The 16838-nt window shown below is 61.2% G+C and carries 16 protein-coding genes; 9 read left to right on the forward strand and 7 right to left on the reverse strand.

The annotated features are described in order from the left end of the window. Positions 1–179 precede the first annotated feature (179 nt). The 4 genes from ACODTD_RS19740 to ACODTD_RS19755 all read right to left on the reverse strand — a co-directional run bounded on the left by ACODTD_RS19740 (position 180) and on the right by ACODTD_RS19755 (position 4243). Positions 180–1919 carry a dipeptidase gene (locus tag ACODTD_RS19740; RefSeq protein WP_489105112.1) on the reverse strand — a complete coding sequence of 580 codons (1740 nt, stop codon included), beginning with the start codon at positions 1917–1919 and terminating at the stop codon, positions 180–182. Between the two features lie 196 nt (positions 1920–2115). After that, positions 2116–2754: a LysE family translocator gene (locus ACODTD_RS19745; RefSeq protein ID WP_201815926.1), complete on the reverse strand. Its 639-nt coding sequence runs from the start codon at positions 2752–2754 to the stop codon at positions 2116–2118. Position 2755: 1 nt separating this feature from the next. Beyond that, positions 2756–3526, reverse strand: coding sequence for a 2OG-Fe(II) oxygenase (locus ACODTD_RS19750; protein ID WP_085745074.1), 771 nt, complete (start codon positions 3524–3526; stop codon positions 2756–2758). A 90-nt stretch (positions 3527–3616) separates the two neighbouring features. Next, the gene (locus ACODTD_RS19755) at positions 3617–4243 is read right to left on the reverse strand and encodes an alanyl-tRNA editing protein (protein WP_489105113.1); all 627 of its coding nucleotides are present in this window, start codon (positions 4241–4243) and stop codon (positions 3617–3619) included. A gap of 90 nt (positions 4244–4333) precedes the next feature. On the opposite strand from ACODTD_RS19755, the gene ACODTD_RS19760 reads away from it, so the two are divergent. Continuing rightward, the gene (locus ACODTD_RS19760; RefSeq protein ID WP_011335458.1) at positions 4334–5329 is read left to right on the forward strand and encodes a LysR family transcriptional regulator; all 996 of its coding nucleotides are present in this window, start codon (positions 4334–4336) and stop codon (positions 5327–5329) included. 58 nt (positions 5330–5387) lie between these two features. On the opposite strand, the gene ACODTD_RS19765 is transcribed toward ACODTD_RS19760, so the two are convergent. Both ACODTD_RS19765 and ACODTD_RS19770 read right to left on the reverse strand, forming a co-directional pair. After that, the gene (locus ACODTD_RS19765; protein WP_007950758.1) at positions 5388–5795 is read right to left on the reverse strand and encodes a PA2817 family protein; all 408 of its coding nucleotides are present in this window, start codon (positions 5793–5795) and stop codon (positions 5388–5390) included. Positions 5796–5869: 74 nt separating this feature from the next. Next, a complete protein-coding gene (locus ACODTD_RS19770) occupies positions 5870–8317 on the reverse strand; it encodes an acyl-CoA dehydrogenase (RefSeq protein WP_011335457.1) in 2448 nt (815 codons plus the stop codon). A gap of 248 nt (positions 8318–8565) precedes the next feature. Here ACODTD_RS19770 and ACODTD_RS19775 point away from each other — a divergent pair, with 248 nt between their 5' ends. The 4 genes from ACODTD_RS19775 (at position 8566) to ACODTD_RS19790 (ending at position 11734) form a co-directional block, all read left to right on the forward strand. Then, on the forward strand, positions 8566–9225 hold the full coding sequence (locus ACODTD_RS19775) for a transglutaminase-like domain-containing protein (RefSeq protein WP_489105114.1): 660 nt from the start codon (positions 8566–8568) through the stop codon (positions 9223–9225). A 43-nt stretch (positions 9226–9268) separates the two neighbouring features. After that, positions 9269–9892, forward strand: a complete 624-nt coding sequence (locus ACODTD_RS19780) for a glutathione S-transferase family protein (protein ID WP_041475399.1) — start codon at positions 9269–9271, stop codon at positions 9890–9892. Between the two features lie 133 nt (positions 9893–10025). Beyond that, on the forward strand, positions 10026–10958 hold the full coding sequence (locus ACODTD_RS19785) for an ABC transporter ATP-binding protein (protein WP_201815918.1): 933 nt from the start codon (positions 10026–10028) through the stop codon (positions 10956–10958). Further along, positions 10955–11734, forward strand: coding sequence for an ABC transporter permease (locus ACODTD_RS19790; RefSeq protein ID WP_489105115.1), 780 nt, complete (start codon positions 10955–10957; stop codon positions 11732–11734). Before ACODTD_RS19785 ends, ACODTD_RS19790 begins: the two co-directional genes overlap by 4 nt. Before the next feature lie 53 nt (positions 11735–11787). Here the strand turns inward: ACODTD_RS19790 and ACODTD_RS19795 are convergent, their stop codons facing one another. Beyond that, on the reverse strand, positions 11788–12306 hold the full coding sequence (locus tag ACODTD_RS19795; protein ID WP_489105116.1) for a DUF2062 domain-containing protein: 519 nt from the start codon (positions 12304–12306) through the stop codon (positions 11788–11790). Between the two features lie 136 nt (positions 12307–12442). Between ACODTD_RS19795 and ACODTD_RS19800 the strand changes: the two genes are divergently transcribed. From ACODTD_RS19800 to lpxK, 4 genes are all read left to right on the forward strand, one after another. Beyond that, positions 12443–14686 carry a DNA internalization-related competence protein ComEC/Rec2 gene (locus tag ACODTD_RS19800; RefSeq protein ID WP_285354725.1) on the forward strand — a complete coding sequence of 748 codons (2244 nt, stop codon included), beginning with the start codon at positions 12443–12445 and terminating at the stop codon, positions 14684–14686. A gap of 78 nt (positions 14687–14764) precedes the next feature. Next, positions 14765–15400, forward strand: coding sequence for a MotA/TolQ/ExbB proton channel family protein (locus tag ACODTD_RS19805; protein WP_011335450.1), 636 nt, complete (start codon positions 14765–14767; stop codon positions 15398–15400). Further along, the gene (locus ACODTD_RS19810; protein ID WP_007950767.1) at positions 15397–15825 is read left to right on the forward strand and encodes an ExbD/TolR family protein; all 429 of its coding nucleotides are present in this window, start codon (positions 15397–15399) and stop codon (positions 15823–15825) included. The genes ACODTD_RS19805 and ACODTD_RS19810 overlap by 4 nt, the downstream gene beginning before the upstream one ends. After that, positions 15825–16835 carry a tetraacyldisaccharide 4'-kinase gene (lpxK, locus tag ACODTD_RS19815; protein WP_285354730.1) on the forward strand — a complete coding sequence of 337 codons (1011 nt, stop codon included), beginning with the start codon at positions 15825–15827 and terminating at the stop codon, positions 16833–16835. The genes ACODTD_RS19810 and lpxK overlap by 1 nt, the downstream gene beginning before the upstream one ends. The last annotated feature ends 3 nt before the right edge of the window (positions 16836–16838 follow it).

Raw genomic sequence — 16838 nt, forward strand, 5'->3', positions numbered from 1 at the left:
AGCACGACCTTGCCAAGGTCGGGGTCGCGAGTTCGAGTCTCGTTTCCCGCTCCAAATTCACAAAAACGCCGCTCAGTAATGAGCGGCGTTTTTGTTTGTGCATTTTTTGTCAGGCACTAGAAAAGGACCTCGCGGTCCTTTTTTTGTGGGCCCGCCAATCTGGCGGGCCCGACACGCGATCAGAGCTTCGGCAGCTGCCCGATGCGTCCCATCATTTCGGTGACGATCTGCAGGTCCAGCAGGAACTGGTCAACGGTCTTGAACTCGCCGTCGGTGTGACCGGTGTACTTGACCTCAGGTCGTGCCAGGCCGAACTGCACACCGTTGGGCAGTTCATGCACCGAGGTGGCGCCGGCCGAGGTACCGAATTCGTGTTTCATGCCCAGGTTTTCGGTGGCCACGGCCAGCAGCGCCTTGACCCATTCGCCTTCCGGGTTGCGATACATCGGTTCGGCAATCGAGTAGTCGAAGTTCACTGCGACATGGTTTTTCTTGCTCCAGGCCGCGAGTTTGTCGGCGATTTCTGTTTTGAGCACTTCCGGCGACTTGCCCTTCGGCACGCGCAGGTTGACCGCGAGTTTGAAGGTTTTGTCGTCCATGCCGACGTAGGTCAGGGACGTGGTCAGCGGCCCCATGAAGCTATCCGCGAACCCGACACCCAGCTTGCCGCCCTTGTAATCCAGGCCCCAGTTGTCGGCGGCGTAGTGCGCAGCGTCGGTGATGTGGTTGTGCTTGAAGGCGATCTTGCCGTCCACGCTGTGGATGAAATCGAGCATGCGAGCGACCGGGTTGACGCCGGACTCTGGCTCGGACGAGTGCGCGGAAACACCGGTGACGGTAAGTTTGACGTCTTTGCCATCGACCTTGGCGTTCACTTCAAAATCGCCGCCATTGCGCTTGGCGTATTCGGTGCCGGCCTTTTGCAGGCTGGCCGCCAGGTCGGCGGGTTTGTCGGTCACCAGCGTGACGACCGAAACCGAAGGGATCTGGTTGGTCGCCAGGCCACCGGTCATCGAGATGAGTTCTGCGCCTTTGCCCTCGGCTTTGCGCTTGGCGAACTTGGCCATGACCGTGCCGTAGCCTTTCTCGGCAATCACTACCGGGTAGCCACCGTCCAGTGCCAGGTTGTACTCCGGCGTTGGGTTGCGTTCGAAGTAGTAAGGAATCGCGTCGCCGGTGGTTTCTTCGGTGGTGTCTACCAGCAGTTTGAAATTGCGCGCCAGTGGCAGCTTCTCTTCCTTGATCACCTTCATGGCATACAGCGTCACGACGATGCCGTTTTTATCGTCCTCGGTGCCGCGGCCGTACATGCGGTCGCCGATCAGCGTGACCTTGAACGGATCAAGTTTGGTGCCGTCCTTCAGCACCCAGTTCTCCGGCGTTACCGGCACCACGTCGGCGTGAGCATGAATGCCGACTACGTCCTTGCCGCTGCCGTCGAGGGAGATTTCGTAGACGCGGTTGTCGATGTTGCGGTAGTTCAGGCCGAAAGACTCGGCCAGATCCTTGATCTTGCCGGCGATCTTGATGAATTCGGGATTGTCGTGCTGGTCGACACCGTCCTTGCGGAAGGTCGGGATTTCCACCAGTTCACGCAGGGTTTCCAGCGCAGCTTTGCCGTACTTCAAGCGTGTGTAGAGGCCGAGCAGGCGATGGATTTCGTTCTGCTGTTCGGCGGTCAGCGTCTTGTTGTCGAGGAAAGCGCTGATGGCTGGGCGCAGTTCGTCGGCCTTGCTCAGGTCGTTCTTGGCCAGATCACCGAGAAACGCTCTGAAGTCACTGACCTTTGCCTCATTGAATGTCTTGAGGATGGTCGCGCTCTGCTGCTCGGTAAGGTTCGCGTGGGCTGGCAGTGTCACGGACGAAAGGCTGGCCAGGATCAGCGTCGACGCGGCCAGTTGCTTGAGTGAAAAGTCCATTGCTATGGGCATTCCTTTGCAGGCAGTGAGTAGGAAGTGTCTGATCGATGCGTCAGACGGTTTCGCAAACTAACACCACCCGCAAGTGATAGGGGAGCCCCCGAAGTGGGATGCGTCGCACAGAAATGCAAAAGCGGCGCAGAATCGAAAAAAGCCCGTCCGGTCTGTCTGGATCGGGCTTCTCCGATCAACCTGCTTACATCGACAACACCAGGCGCCCGGCAAACAGGATCAGAATCACCCCCATGCTGCGCTCGAACCAGTGGCCCATGCGCATGAACAGCACGCGCACTTTGCTGCTGGAAAAGAACAGCGCGACGATCACGAACCACAACGCATTCACCCCGCACATCCACAACCCGTACAGCGCCTGAATTTGCAGCGGCGTGCTGGCGCTGATGATCGTGGTGAATATCGCCAGGAAAAACAGCGTGGCCTTGGGGTTGGTGGCGTTGGTCAGGAAACCGGTGGAAAACGCCTTGAACAGCGATTGCTCGACCAGTGGTTCGTCGCTGGTCTTTTCGCCCTCCAGTGCCGTCTTGGGTTTGCTGCGGATCAGGCTGACGCCCAGGTAAAGAATGTAAGCGCCGCCGATCACTTTGGCGACAGTCAGCAGCCAGGGCGTGGTGTGCATCAAGGCTCCAACGCCCAACAGGGTGTACAGCACGTGCACGGAAATTCCCGCGCCGATGCCCAGTGCCGTGCAGATGCCGACCAAGCGGCCGAAGCGCACACTCTGGCGTATGGTCACGGCGAAGTCCGGTCCGGGAGCGACCACGGCCAGAAAGTGGATGGTGGCCAGCGCCAGAAACTCGCCCAGGTAATTCGATGTCATTTCAGCTCCAGAAAGTCAGGGGTGAAGCATTGCCGCGATAGCCGACAAAAAACGAAAGGCTCAAGCGCGGATCGGCCACGCCCGGCGTGACCGAGTGCATGCGACGCGAATTGAACATGATGAAATCCCCCGGTTCCGGGCGTACTTCGAGGGCCGGCGGGCCGAGCAGCGCCGGGTCGATGCCGTAGCTGTCGCCGCGCATCTCGTCGAAGCGGTCCGGCGAGATGTCGTCTTCCCACATCTGCAACGCGCCGCCTTCGGTCGGCATGTTGAGGTAGACGTTGCAGGCGAATTGCGCCTCCAGACTACGGGCCTGAAAACTCTCCGGCGCGTCCTTGGCGAAGATGTCGTGGTGGGCCAGGAAGCACACGCCCGGTTTCACCACCCGGGACAACCCGACGTACATCTTGCGACCGTAGAGGTTTTCCAGGTGGGCGCCCGCCGGCCAGGATTCGTCGAGCATGCAGCGCAGGGTGTCGACCGGCGACGAGTAGGGCGCGCAGCGGTTACGCAGTTCGGCGATGTTGCGGGTGGCGCGCTCGAAGTAGTCTTCGATCAGCAGCGGCTGGTTTTCCGCCTCGTAGAACGCCATGCCGATGCGACCGATGCTGGGCGCGTTGATGTAGCCCTCGAAGCCGGGCGCGAGGATCTTGTCGCCAATCTGGATCGCCTGCGCCTGGGGCAGAAAGCCCTTGACGCGGATGGCGAGGACTTCTTCGTTGGCCAGTTTTTTTATGCACGTCTCATCGAGACGCTCGACGTCAAGCATCATGGTTTCAGGTCCATCTATCGAATAGTCAACGGAACCGGCGAACGCGGTTCCCCCGGCGTCGGACGCTGCATCTGGCAGCGCCCGAAATCCTCAATCCACGCTGTAGTGGACGGACAACGTGCCTTTCTTCTGCGAAAGGGACGCGATCGTGACTGTGCCCAGATCCTTCAGGCTGCGTACATGGGTGCCACCGCAGCCATAGGCTGGCAGTTCACCGAAACCGATTTCCCGTGCGCCTTCGCGCAGGGACGTCAGGCGTGGCAGATCGTGTTCGATCCATTGCCCGATGCCGTATTGAACGACTTGTGCATCGACTTCCTGAGCCGAATCTCCGGGCTTGAATTGCACCCGGCCCTCGTCCGGCCAGTGATGGGCCTTGATCGGCATCCAGCCCATGGCCTGGACAAAGTGGCCGATCAAATGCCCGGCAGAGTGCATGCGGGTGTTGAAGCGGCGGCGTTCTTCGTCGACGCGAATCTGGGTCATGCCCAGTGGCACCGGTTGATCGACGAAATGAATGATCCGGTCCGGTTCCTGAACGACGCGCAGAACCTGGCTGTCGCCAATCCAGCCGGTATCACAGGGTTGGCCACCGCCCTGGGGATGAAAAAGTGTGGCGCGCAACACAACGGCGAATTCGTTCTCTTGGGGCGTGCAGTCGAGGACTTCCACATTGGCCTTGAGGTCATCACTATGGAAAAAGAGGCGAAGCGTCATATTCCATGCCCTTATTAAAGTTTCTTTTTTAATTATATGAATCGTGCAATAACGTGATAATCCGTTCAAACATCAAAGGACTGTTGCGCTGTGAGCATAAATCTTCCACTGCCGCTGCTCGGTGAAATGGCGATTTTCGTCAAGGTCGTAGAGACCGGAAGCTTCTCCGAAGCCGCTCGCCAATTGGGCTCATCGCCATCGGCAGTCAGCCGCAGCATTTCCCGGCTGGAGAAGGCGCTGGCCACGCGGCTGCTGCAACGCACCACGCGCAAACTGCGCTTGAGCGATGGCGGGGAAGAGGTGTTCAAACGCTGTCAGGAAATGGTCAGCGCGGCGAAGTCGGTGATGGAGATCAGCGGCCAGTTCACCCACGAAGCCGAGGGGCTGGTGCGGGTCAGCGTGCCGAAAGCGGTTGGGCGCTTCGTGATTCATCCGCACATGCCGGAGTTTCTGCGGCGCTATCCGAAGGTCGACGTGGAGCTGTTGCTGGAGGACCGCCAGGTCGATCTTATCGACGACCATGTCGACCTGGCCATTCGCATCACGGACCGTCCACCGGCTGGACTGGTGGGACGACAACTGTTGACCATCGACCATTTGCTCTGCGCGACGCCGCAGTATCTGGCCGAACACGGGACGCCGACTCATCCCCATGACTTGCTTAACCACAGTTGCATTTACCTGGGCGAAACCCCGAGCGATGCGCGCTGGAAATTCAAGAAAGGCACGAAAGCCGTCACTGTCGGCGTGCGCGGGCGGTATGCCGCCAATCACACCGGCGTGCGTCTGGGTGCGGTGTTGCAGCACATCGGTATCGGCAGCCTGCCGTATTTCACCGCGCGTTATGCGCTTGAGCAGGGGCTGATCGTGCAGGTGCTGCCGGAATGGACATTCCTGGCCTCGTACCACGGCGGATTGTGGTTGCTGCACTCGCCGACGCGCTATCTGCCGCCGAAGCTGCGGGTGTTCATTGACTATCTGGTGGAGTGCCTGGAGAAAGAGCCGACCCTGAGCAAACCGGGAAAGTCTGGCGGTGCAAAACCGTTGGCCGAGTACGAATTGCCCGAGAGTGAAGGGTTGCTTTGACCTGATAAAAAAAGGCCCGCATGGATCACCGTGCGGGCCTTTTTTTATCGGGCGAAAATCAGTGCTTGCTGTCCTGGGCGGACATCGCCAGCAGCTGTTTTTCCTGGTTCCAGTCGAACGGCTCGTCGTTCTGTTCGGCTTCGTAGCGGCGTTCTTCCAGCGCCTGATACATGTCGATTTCTTCGTCGGAAAGGTAATGCAGGCAGTCGCCGGCGAAGAACCACAGCAGATCCCGCGGGATCAGGTGGGCAATTTGCGGGTAACGGGTAATCACTTGAGTCAGGATGTCCTGGCCCAGGTATTGGCTTTCGATCGGCTCGATCGGCAGGGATGCCAGCAGTTCGTCGAAACGCTCCAGGAACAGGGCATGGCTTTCTTCGGGAACCTGATCGGCCTCACCTACGGCGACCAGGATACTGCGCAGGTGGTCGAGCAAAACCAGATGATCGGCAACGACGTTGGACACGAGATAAGTCCTCAAGAGCAAAACGGGCGCGGGAGTATAAAGCCCCTGCGCCCGTTTTTCACTGATTGAAGGGATCAGCGGATTTTGCCGTCCGCCGGTTTCAGTTGCTCCTTGTCGAAATCATCGACATCGATCACCTTGCGCCGCGCCGCTTCGGCATCACGCAGGGTCTGGGCTTCCACGGCCTGCAACACCCCGGCCTCCAGTGCGGCATCGATGGCGTGTTCGCCGGCAACCGGTTTGACCTGACCGCTCTTGAGCGACGTGTGCAGCTTTTTGTGCAGCGGTTGCGCAGCGTTCAACTGATCGCAGGCGTGTTGCAGAGCACCGACCGCATCGTCGGCCGATTGCGGGCGATAGCAGCCGGCAAGCAGTTCTTCCAGCGCCGGATCGCCCTTGGCCCGGCCGATGACCGCAGCCACTTCGGCGCCGAGTCTGTCCGACGGGCCTTTGTGACGGCGACCGAACGGGAACACGATCACGCGCAGCAGGCAGCCAAAGACTCGGTTCGGGAAGTTGGTCAGCAGTTCATCCAGCGCTTTTTCCGACTGGCCGAGGCTTTCTTCCATGGCCCATCGGAACAGCGGTTCCATGTACGCCGGGGAATCGAGGTCGTGGTAACGCTTGAGCGCCGCCGAGGCCAGATACAGGTTGCTCAGCACATCACCTAGACGCGCCGACAAACGCTCGCGCCGTTTCAGCTCGCCACCCAGCAGCATCATGCTCAGGTCGGCGAGCATGGCAAACGCGGCAGCCTGACGGTTGAGAGCGCGGAAGTAACCTTGGCTGAGCTTGTCTCCCGGTGCATGTTCGAAATGACCGAAGCCGAGGTTCAGCATCAGCGTGCTGGCGGCGTTGCTCACGGCAAATCCGATGTGCTTGAGCAGCAGGCCATCGAATTCCTTGAGCGCCTGGTCCTTGTCCTCGCGTCCGGCGAGGGCCATTTCCTTGAGCACGAACGGATGGCAGCGGATGGCGCCCTGGCCGAAGATCATCAGGTTGCGCGAAAGAATGTTCGCGCCTTCCACGGTGATGAAGATCGGCGCGCCGTTCCAGCTGCGGCCCAGGTAGTTGTTCGGGCCCATGATGATCGCCTTGCCGCCGTGCACGTCCATGGCGTGGCTGATGCACTCGCGACCGCGTTCGGTGAGGTGATATTTGAGGATCGCCGACAGCACAGAAGGTTTCTCGCCCAGATCCACCGCATTGGCAGTCAGCATTCGTGCGGCGTCCATCATCCAGGCGTTGCCGCCGATCCGCGCCATGGCTTCCTGAATGCCTTCGAACGCTGACAGTGGCACGTTGAACTGCTCGCGAATCTGCGCGTATTGCCCGGTCACCAGACTGGTGAACTTGGCCGCGCCGGTACCCACTGCCGGCAGCGAGATCGAACGCCCGACCGACAGGCAGTTCATCAGCATCATCCAGCCTTTGCCGAGCATGTCCTGGCCGCCGATGAGGTAGTCCAGCGGGATGAACACGTTCTTGCCGGAGTTGGGGCCGTTCATGAACGCGGCGCCCAGCGGCAGGTGGCGGCGACCGATTTCCACGCCGGGAGTATCGGTCGGGATCAGCGCGAGGCTGATGCCGAGGTCTTCTTTGTCGCCGAGCAGGTGATCCGGGTCATAGGCCTTGAAGGCCAGGCCGAGCAAGGTCGCGACCGGGCCGAGGGTGATGTAGCGTTTTTCCCAGTTCAGGCGCAGGCCGAGGGTTTCCTGGCCTTCCCATACGCCTTTGCAGATGATCCCGGTGTCGGGCATGGCGCCCGCGTCTGAACCGGCGAGCGGGCCGGTCAGCGCAAAGCACGGAATATCGTCGCCCCGGGCCAGCCGTGGCAGGTAATGATTGCGTTGTTCGTCGGTGCCGTAATGCAGCAGCAGTTCGGCCGGGCCGAGGGAGTTGGGCACCATCACGGTGGAGGCGAGGTCGCCGCTGCGGGTCGCCAGTTTCATCGCCACCTGGGAGTGGGCGTAGGCGGAAAAACCCTTGCCGCCGAACTCCTTGGGAATGATCAGGGCGAAGAAACCGTGTTCCTTGATGTGGGTCCAGGCTTCGGCCGGCAAGTCCATCGACTGGCCGATCTGCCAGTCGGTGACCATCGCGCAGAGTTCTTCGGTCGGGCCGTCGATGAACGCCTGTTCCTCTTCGCTCAGTTGCACCTTGGGATAGGACAGCAGCTTGTCCCAGTCCGGGCGGCCGCTGAACAGTTCGCCGTCCCACCACACCGTGCCGGCGTCGATCGCGTCGCGTTCGGTCTGCGACATCGGTGGCAGGGTTTTCTGGAACCAGCTGAACAGCGGCGCGGTAAAGTGTTTGCGGCGCAGGTCAGGCAACAGCAGCGGGACGGCCACCAGGGCCAGCACGACCCAGAAAATCAGCAGCAACCAGCCCGGTGCGTGGCTGAAAATCCCCATCGCCAACAGGTAAGCGGCGACGATACCCAGTGCCGGCAGCGGGGCGATGCGCCGGTGGGCCAGATACGCCACGCCGACGATCAGAACCAGTATCCACAACAACAGCATATTTAATCCTCCGTGAACCAGGGCGAACCGACCCTCCAGAGCTTAGACGGCATCTGCAAAACGGGGCGGTCAGAGCAAGGTGATTGAAATCGTGGGAAACCCCGGATGTCTTTTGTAGGTTCGGTGGGCAACACGCGTGGGAAATCGTTCGCAGCTTCCGCGTCTTTACGTGCATGTTTGGCCGAAACGTCGTTATCTCTGTGCTGAACCTCTCGCTAGACTCGGGGCTCAATCAGGAGAATGTCGTCATGCACGAGTATCTGAGCCCCGGCCGCTTCATCGATAGTGACCACCCCTCGGTGGTGGAGTTCGCCGAGCAGCACCGTGGTGCCAGTCGCGATCCGCTCGCGCAGGCGATCAGTCTTTATTACGCGGTGCGCGAGGCGGTGCGTTACAACATGTACACCTTCAGCCGCGACCCGCAGACCTTGCGTGGCAGTTTCGCGCTGGCGGCGGGTGAGAGTTATTGCGTGCCCAAGGCCACGTTGCTCGCCGGTTGCGCGCGCCATTGCGGGATCCCCGCGCGCATCGGTCTGGCGGATGTGAAAAATCATCTGTCGACGCCGCGTCTGCTTGAACTGCTGAGAAGCGAAGTGTTCGCCATGCATGGTTATACTGAGCTGTTTCTCAATGATCGCTGGGTGAAAGCCACCCCCGCGTTCAACCAGAAGCTCTGCGAAATGTTCAACGTTGCACCGCTGGAATTCGACGGCATGAACGACAGCGTTTTCCACCCGTACAACAGCGATGGCGCGCTGCTGATGGAGTACCTCGTCGATCACGGCCAGTTCGCTGATGTACCGGAATCTTTTTTCTTCGAACATCTGCAGAAATGTTATCCGCACCTGTTCAACGATCAGCAGACGCCCCTGTCCAGTGACATGCGCGGTGATGTCGGCCGCTTCTGATCCGGCGTATGCTGCCTGCCCATTTACTGGAAAAGAGGCGGACATGCTGAAGATCTGGGGTCGCAAGAATTCGTCGAATGTCAGAAAACCGTTGTGGGCGGCCGAAGAGCTCGGGCTGGCCTACGAGGCCATCGATGCCGGTGGCGCGTTTGGTGTGGTCGACACGCCGGAGTATCGGGCGATGAACCCGAACGGGCGGGTGCCGGTGATTCAGGACGACGGTTTCGTGTTGTGGGAATCGAATGCCATCGTGCGTTACCTGCTGGCAAAACATGCGGCCGATACCTCGTGGTACCCGGCGGATCCGCAGACCCGCGCCACCGCCGACAAGTGGATGGACTGGACGACTTCCAGTTTCGCAGGGCCGTTTCGCACGGTGTTCTGGGGCGTTTTGCGTACCCCGGCAGACAAGCAGGACTGGCCGGCAATCCATGCGGCGATCAAGGAGTGCGACAGCTTGCTGGCGATGGCCGATCAGGCGCTGAAGCACCAGCCGTATCTGTCCGGGAGTGAAATCGGCATGGGCGATATCCCGCTCGGCAGTTTCATTTATGCCTGGTTCGAGATGCCGATCGAGCGCGCGCCACAGCCCAATCTCGAAGCCTGGTACGCGCGGTTGAAGCAGCGTCCGGCGTATCAGAAAGCCGTCATGACCGCGTTGACTTAATACCTACTATCGACACACTTGACTGTACTTGTGCGGCGACGGCAAGCACCATTGCGCTCGAGCGCTGCGGTTGTCTTCCTCGCCGCCGGCTTTTTATCAGTCCTTTTTTCCTTACTGGGTGCGTAAATCCGATATGAGTTCCGCTCTGTCCATCCGGCAGCTAACCAAAACCTACGGCAACGGGTTCCAGGCCTTGAGTGGTATCGATCTGGACGTCGCCGAAGGTGACTTCTTCGCCTTGCTCGGCCCCAACGGCGCCGGCAAATCCACGACCATCGGCATTCTCTCGACCCTGGTCAACAAGACCAGCGGCACCGTGAACATCTTCGGCCACGACCTGGACAAGAACCCGGCGGCGCTCAAGCGCTCCATCGGTGTGGTGCCCCAGGAATTCAACTTCAACCAGTTCGAAAAGACTTTCGACATCGTCGTGACCCAGGCGGGTTACTACGGCATTCCGGCGAAGGTCGCCAAGGAACGCGCCGAGCAATACCTGACCCAGCTCGGTCTTTGGGACAAGCGCGATGTGCCGTCGCGTTCGCTGTCCGGCGGCATGAAGCGTCGCTTGATGATCGCGCGGGCGCTGGTGCATGAACCGCGTCTGTTGATCCTCGATGAACCGACCGCCGGCGTCGACATCGAACTGCGTCGCTCGATGTGGACGTTCCTCACAGAACTGAACCAGAAAGGCATCACCATCATCCTCACCACGCACTACCTGGAAGAGGCTGAGCAGCTGTGCCGCAACATCGGCATCATCGACCACGGCACCATTGTCGAGAACACCAGCATGCGTCAGCTGCTCGGCCAGTTGCATGTGGAGACCTTCCTGCTGGACCTGAAGAACGACCTGAGCGCCGCGCCGCAACTGGCGGGCTACCCGGCGCGTCTGCTGGACGGCCACACCCTGGAAGTCCAGGTCGACAAGTCCGTGGGCATTACCGCGCTGTTCGGCCAACTGGCCCTGCAGAATATCGAAGTGCTGAGCCTGCGCAATAAAACCAATCGCCTCGAGGAGCTGTTCGTGTCCCTGGTGGAGAAAAATCTGTCGAAGGTGGCGGTATGAGTTCCGAGCTGCACCCCAACCTCGTTGCCCTCAACACCATCGTTTACCGCGAAGTCAGACGCTTCACCCGGATCTGGCCGCAGACCCTGCTGCCGCCGGCGATCACCATGGTCCTGTACTTCGTGATCTTCGGTAACCTGATCGGCCGGCAGATCGGCGACATGGGTGGCTTCACCTACATGGAGTACATCGTGCCGGGTCTGATCATGATGTCGGTGATCACCAACTCCTACGGCAACGTAGTCTCGAGTTTCTTCGGCAGCAAGTTCCAGCGCTCCATCGAAGAACTGATGGTGTCGCCGGTGTCGCCGCACACGATCCTGATCGGTTACACGATCGGTGGCGTCTTGCGAGGTCTGATGGTGGGTGTGATCGTGACGATCCTGTCGCTGTTCTTCACCCATTTGCAGGTGCACCATCTCGGTGTGACGGTGCTGGTGGTGGTGCTGACGGCGACGATCTTCTCGCTGCTGGGCTTCATCAACGCGGTGTTTGCGCGCAACTTCGATGACATCTCGATCATCCCGACCTTCGTGCTGACCCCGCTGACCTACCTTGGTGGCGTGTTCTACTCGATCACCTTGCTGCCGCCGTTCTGGCAGACCGTGTCGCTGGCCAACCCGGTGCTGCACATGGTCAACGCCTTCCGTTACGGCATCCTCGGTGTGTCGGACATCCGCATCGGTATCGCGATCACTTTCATGCTGGTGGCGACCGTGGCGCTGTATTTCGGTTGCGCACGGCTGCTGGTGAGCGGGCGCGGAATGCGTACCTGATTTCTTCAATGCTGAATGCAAAACGGCCTCCCACAGTGGAGGCCGTTTTGCATTCAGCGCATGCGACTTTTCTTGCGCCGCGCCCATTGCCGGGCCACCCACCAGCGCCAGTACAGCATCACCAGACAGTAGGCGAGGGCGCCCAGTGCCAGCCCGACCACCACAGAACCCAGCAGGAACGGTTGCCACACGGTCGAGAGCTCGCCGCTGATCCATTCCCAGGTCAATTCGTCTGGGAGCGTGCGGGCGGGCACATCCATCAGCCAGGCCCCGGCCTGATACGTGCAGAAGAACACCGCCGGCATGGTGATCGGATTGGTCAGCCAGACCAGACTGACGGCAATCGGCATGTTGCCGCGCACCATGATCGCGAGGACGGCGGCCACCAGCATTTGCGCGGGAATCGGCAGGAACGCGGCGAACAGGCCAACGGCCATGGCGCGGGCCACCGAGTGACGGTTGAGGTGCCAGAGGTTCGGGTCATGCAGCAACGTACCGAGAAAGCGTAAGGATTTGTGTTCCCTGATGCTCGTCGGGTCGGGCATGTAACGTTTGAATAAGCGCCGGGGCATAAGGCTTCTCGGTCGGTTAAGGCGGCAAGTATGTCTGGATTCTACGAACCGCCCATTCAGACTTTGTGACAATTGATAACGACGCCCTTGCCCCGCAACCGCTATGCCTGAGGGTGGGACTCTCAAGGACGGGCTTATGCGCACAGGGATGATGGCGCTGGCGGTCGGTCTGCTGGCTCCGGTTTTTTTACCGGCCTTGCCGCCGGTCGGGTTATTGCTGCTGTTGCCGTGGGTGGCGCTGATGCTGCTGCCGTTTCGCAGCTATCCACTGGCTTTTTTACTGCTTGGATTCACATGGGCGAGTTTCAACGCGCAGTTGGCGTTGAATGATCGACTGCCTTCCCGGCTGGATGGAGAAACACGCTGGGTGGAAGGACGGGTCGTCGGCTTGCCGCAGAATGCCGAGGGCGTCGTGCGCTTCGAACTGGCCGATGCGCGCTCGCGTCACGAGAAACTGCCGTCGCTGATGCGTCTGGCGTGGTACGCCGGGCCTGAGATCAAAAGTGGCGAACGCTGGCGACTGGCGGTCAAGCTCAAGCGTCCCGGCGGCCTGCTCAATCCGGATGCGTTCGATTACGAAGCCTGGCTGCTGGCGCAGCGCATCGGTGCCACCGGGACGGTGAAAGATGGCCAGCGTCTGGCGCCGGCGCAGTGGGCCTGGCGCGACAGTATTCGCCAGCGCCTGCTTGCGGTGGATGCCCAGGGACGTAACGGCGCCCTGGCTGCGTTGGTCCTCGGTGATGGTTCGGGTCTCGGCCGCGAAGACTGGCAGATATTGCAGGACACCGGCACCGTGCATCTGCTGGTGATTTCCGGTCAGCACATCGGGCTGTTGGCTGCGTTGATGTATGCGCTGGTCGTCGGGCTGGCGCGGGTCGGGATCTGGCCGTTGCGTTGGCCCTGGCTGCCCTGGGCGTGTGGTCTGGCGTTCGCGGCGGCGCTGGGTTACGGACTGCTGGCCGGGTTCGACGTGCCGGTACGGCGAGCCTGCGTGATGGTTGCGCTGGTGCTGTTGTGGCGTTTGCGCTTCCGCCACCTCGGTGCATGGTGGCCATTGCTGTTGGCGTTCGACGGCGTGTTGCTGATGGATCCGCTGGCCAGCCTGCGCCCGGGGTTGTGGCTGTCGTTCGTGGCGGTGGCTGTGTTGATCTTCACCTTCGGCGGCCGTCTGGGGCCGTGGCGCTGGTGGCAGACCTGGACGCGCGCGCAGTGGCTGATCGCGATTGGTTTGTGCCCGGTGCTGCTGGCGCTGAGCCTGCCGATCAGTCTCAGCGGGCCGCTGGCCAATCTGCTGGCGGTGCCATGCGTCAGTTTTGCGGTGCTGCCGCCAGCGTTGCTGGGCACATTGCTGCTGCCGATCCCTTATGTCGGGGAAGGGCTGCTGTGGCTGGCGGGCGGACTGATCGATGGATTGTTCCGGGCGCTGGCCCTGATTGCCGGACGCTGGCCGGCGTGGGTTGCAGAATCGATGCCGGGCTGGATCGTGGCGCTGGGTTGCATCGGTGCAGTGCTGTTATTGCTGCCCCGGGGCGTTCCTTTGCGCCCGCTGGGCTGGCCGTTGCTGCTGGTGCTGGCATTTCCGCCCCGGGAGCGACTGGCCGAAGGCGTGGCGGATGTCTGGCAGCTTGATGTTGGCCAAGGGCTGGCGATTCTGATCCGCACGCGCCATCACGCCTTGCTGTACGACAGCGGCCCGCGCTTCGGCGATTTCGATGTCGGCGAGCGGGTGGTGTTGCCAGCCCTGCACAAGTTGGGCGTCGAGCGACTCGACCTGATGCTGCTCAGCCATGCCGATGCCGATCACGCGGGTGGCGCACTCGCCGTAGCGAAAGGATTGCCGGTCAGTCGGGTCATCAGCGGCGATCCGTCGGGGCTAGCCGAAGCGCTGAACGCCGAGGCTTGTGAAAGTGGTCGGCAATGGCAGTGGGACGGCGTGGCCTTTCATCTATGGCAGTGGACCGACGCCCATGACAGCAACCAGCGTTCCTGCGTGTTGCAGATCGAAGCCAATGGCGAACGGTTGCTGCTGAGCGGTGACATCGACAGCGCCGCCGAACGGGACCTGCTCAACAGCGCACTGGCAGTTCATACCCAATGGCTACAAGCCCCCCACCATGGCAGCCGCAGTTCTTCGTCGATGGCCTTGCTCAAGGCTTTGCAGCCACAGGCCGTGCTGATTTCCCGAGGGCAGGGCAATTCGTTCGGCCACCCGCACCCGACGGTCATCGCCCGCTACCGCAAACAGGGCATACAAATCCATGACAGCGCCGAGCAGGGTGCCATTCATCTGCAACTGGGGCGGTTTCAGCCGGCCCGGTCGATGCGTCAACAACGCCGGTTCTGGCGCGACCCGCCGTTGCCGGGGGCGGAGTACCGTTGAGCACGGTCGTCGGGGCGACGAGTCTTTATCGCGAACCGGTATGGTAAAATGGCGCACTTTTTCGAGGGGGCTGTCACTGTGTGGGAATTGGTCAAATCCGGCGGCTGGATGATGTTGCCGATCATTCTGAGTTCCATCGCCGCCATGGCGATCGTCGCCGAGCGCCTGTGGACCCTGCGCGCCAGTCGCGTCACCCCGGAGCATCTGCTGGGTCAGGTCTGGGTCTGGATCAAGGACAAGCAGCTCAACAAGGAAAAACTCAAGGAATTGCGCGCCAACTCGCCGCTGGGTGAAATCCTCGCCGCGGGCCTCGCCAACTCCAAGCATGGTCGAGAGATCATGAAAGAGTGCATTGAAGAAGCCGCCGCCCGGGTCATCCACGAGCTGGAACGCTACGTCAACGCGCTGGGCACCATCGCTGCCATGTCGCCGCTGCTGGGTCTGCTGGGTACGGTGCTGGGCATGATCGACATCTTCAGTGCCTTCACCGGCGCCGGCATGACCACCAACGCTTCGGTCCTGGCCGGCGGTATTTCCAAGGCCCTGATCACCACCGCAGCGGGCCTGATGGTCGGTATTCCGGCGGTGTTCTTCCACCGTTTCCTGCAACGCCGCATCGATGAACTGGTGGTGGGCATGGAACAGGAAGCGATCAAACTGGTGGAAGTGGTGCAGGGCGACCGTGACGTCGATCTGGCCGGGGGCAAAGCGTGAAATTCCGTCGCAAGCCCCGGGAAACCATCGACATCAACCTCGCGTCGCTGATTGACGTGGTGTTCATCCTGTTGCTGTTTTTCGTCGTGACCACCACCTTCACCCGCGAAACCCAGTTGCGCGTCGATCTGCCGGAAGCGGTCAGCGGTTCGCCGGCCGAGGATCAGCAGGTCAAGCAACTGGACGTGGCCATCAGCGCCGAAGGCGTGTTCTCGGTGAACAACAAGATTCTGCCGAAGAACGATCTGGCGACCCTGATGGAAGCCATGCAGAAAGAAGCCAACGGCGACACCAACATGCCGTTGTCAATCAGTGCTGACGGCAAGACTCAGCACCAATCCGTGATCACCGCCATGGACGCGGCCGGCAAGCTCGGTTTCAGCCATCTGCGCATGACCACGGTCGAGGCGGCGCCCAAATCCTGATGGCCATGTCCGATCGTCTGCTCGCCGCGTGGTACCAAGGGCACCCGGCCCTGACGCTGTTGCGGCCGCTGGAGTGGCTGTACCGCCGCGTCGTGGCCGGCAAGCGTCAGCGTTTTCTCGACGGCGAAGGTGAGATCTATCAGTCACCGGTGCCGGTGATCGTGGTTGGCAATATCACCGTTGGCGGCACCGGCAAGACGCCGATGATCCTGTGGTTGATCGAGCACTGCCGACGCCACGGGCTGCGGGTCGGTGTGGTCAGTCGTGGTTACGGCGCCAAACCGGCGCAACTGCCATGGCGAGTCCAAGCCGATCAGACTGCCGACATCGCCGGCGACGAACCACTGCTGATCGTGCAGCGCACCGGCGTACCGCTGATGATCGACCCCGATCGCAGCGCCGCCGTCAGAGCCCTGCTGGACAGCGAGCCGCTGGACCTGATCCTGTCCGATGACGGCATGCAGCATTACCGCCTCGCGCGGGATCTGGAACTGGTGCTGATCGACGCCGCCCGAGGGCTTGGCAACCGGCGCTGTCTGCCCGCCGGCCCCCTGCGCGAACCGGCAGAGCGCCTGCAAAGCGTTGACGGTGTGCTGTTCAACGGCGCCCTTGAGGACCGCGACGGCGGATTCGCTTTCCGCCTCAAGCCGTCGGCGCTGGTCAATCTGCGCAGCGGCGAACGCCGGCCGCTCGATCATTTTCCGCCCGGTCAGGCCGTGCACGCGGTAGCCGGGATCGGCAATCCGCAACGTTTCTTCAATACCCTCGAAGCGCTAGACTGGCGGCCTGTGCCCCACGCGTTTGCCGACCACGCCGAATACAGCGTGCAGGCCTTGAGTTTCACGCCGTCATTGCCAGTGGTGATGACTGAGAAGGACGCGGTGAAGTGCCGTGCCTTCGCCGCCGACGACTGGTGGTATCTGACGGTCGATGCCGTGCCGTCGCCGGCCTTCGTGGCCTGGTTCGACACGCAGTTGATGCGCCTGTTGCCGGATCGTCTTTTGCCTTAATCC

The organism is Pseudomonas sp. FG35 (assembly GCF_057809295.1).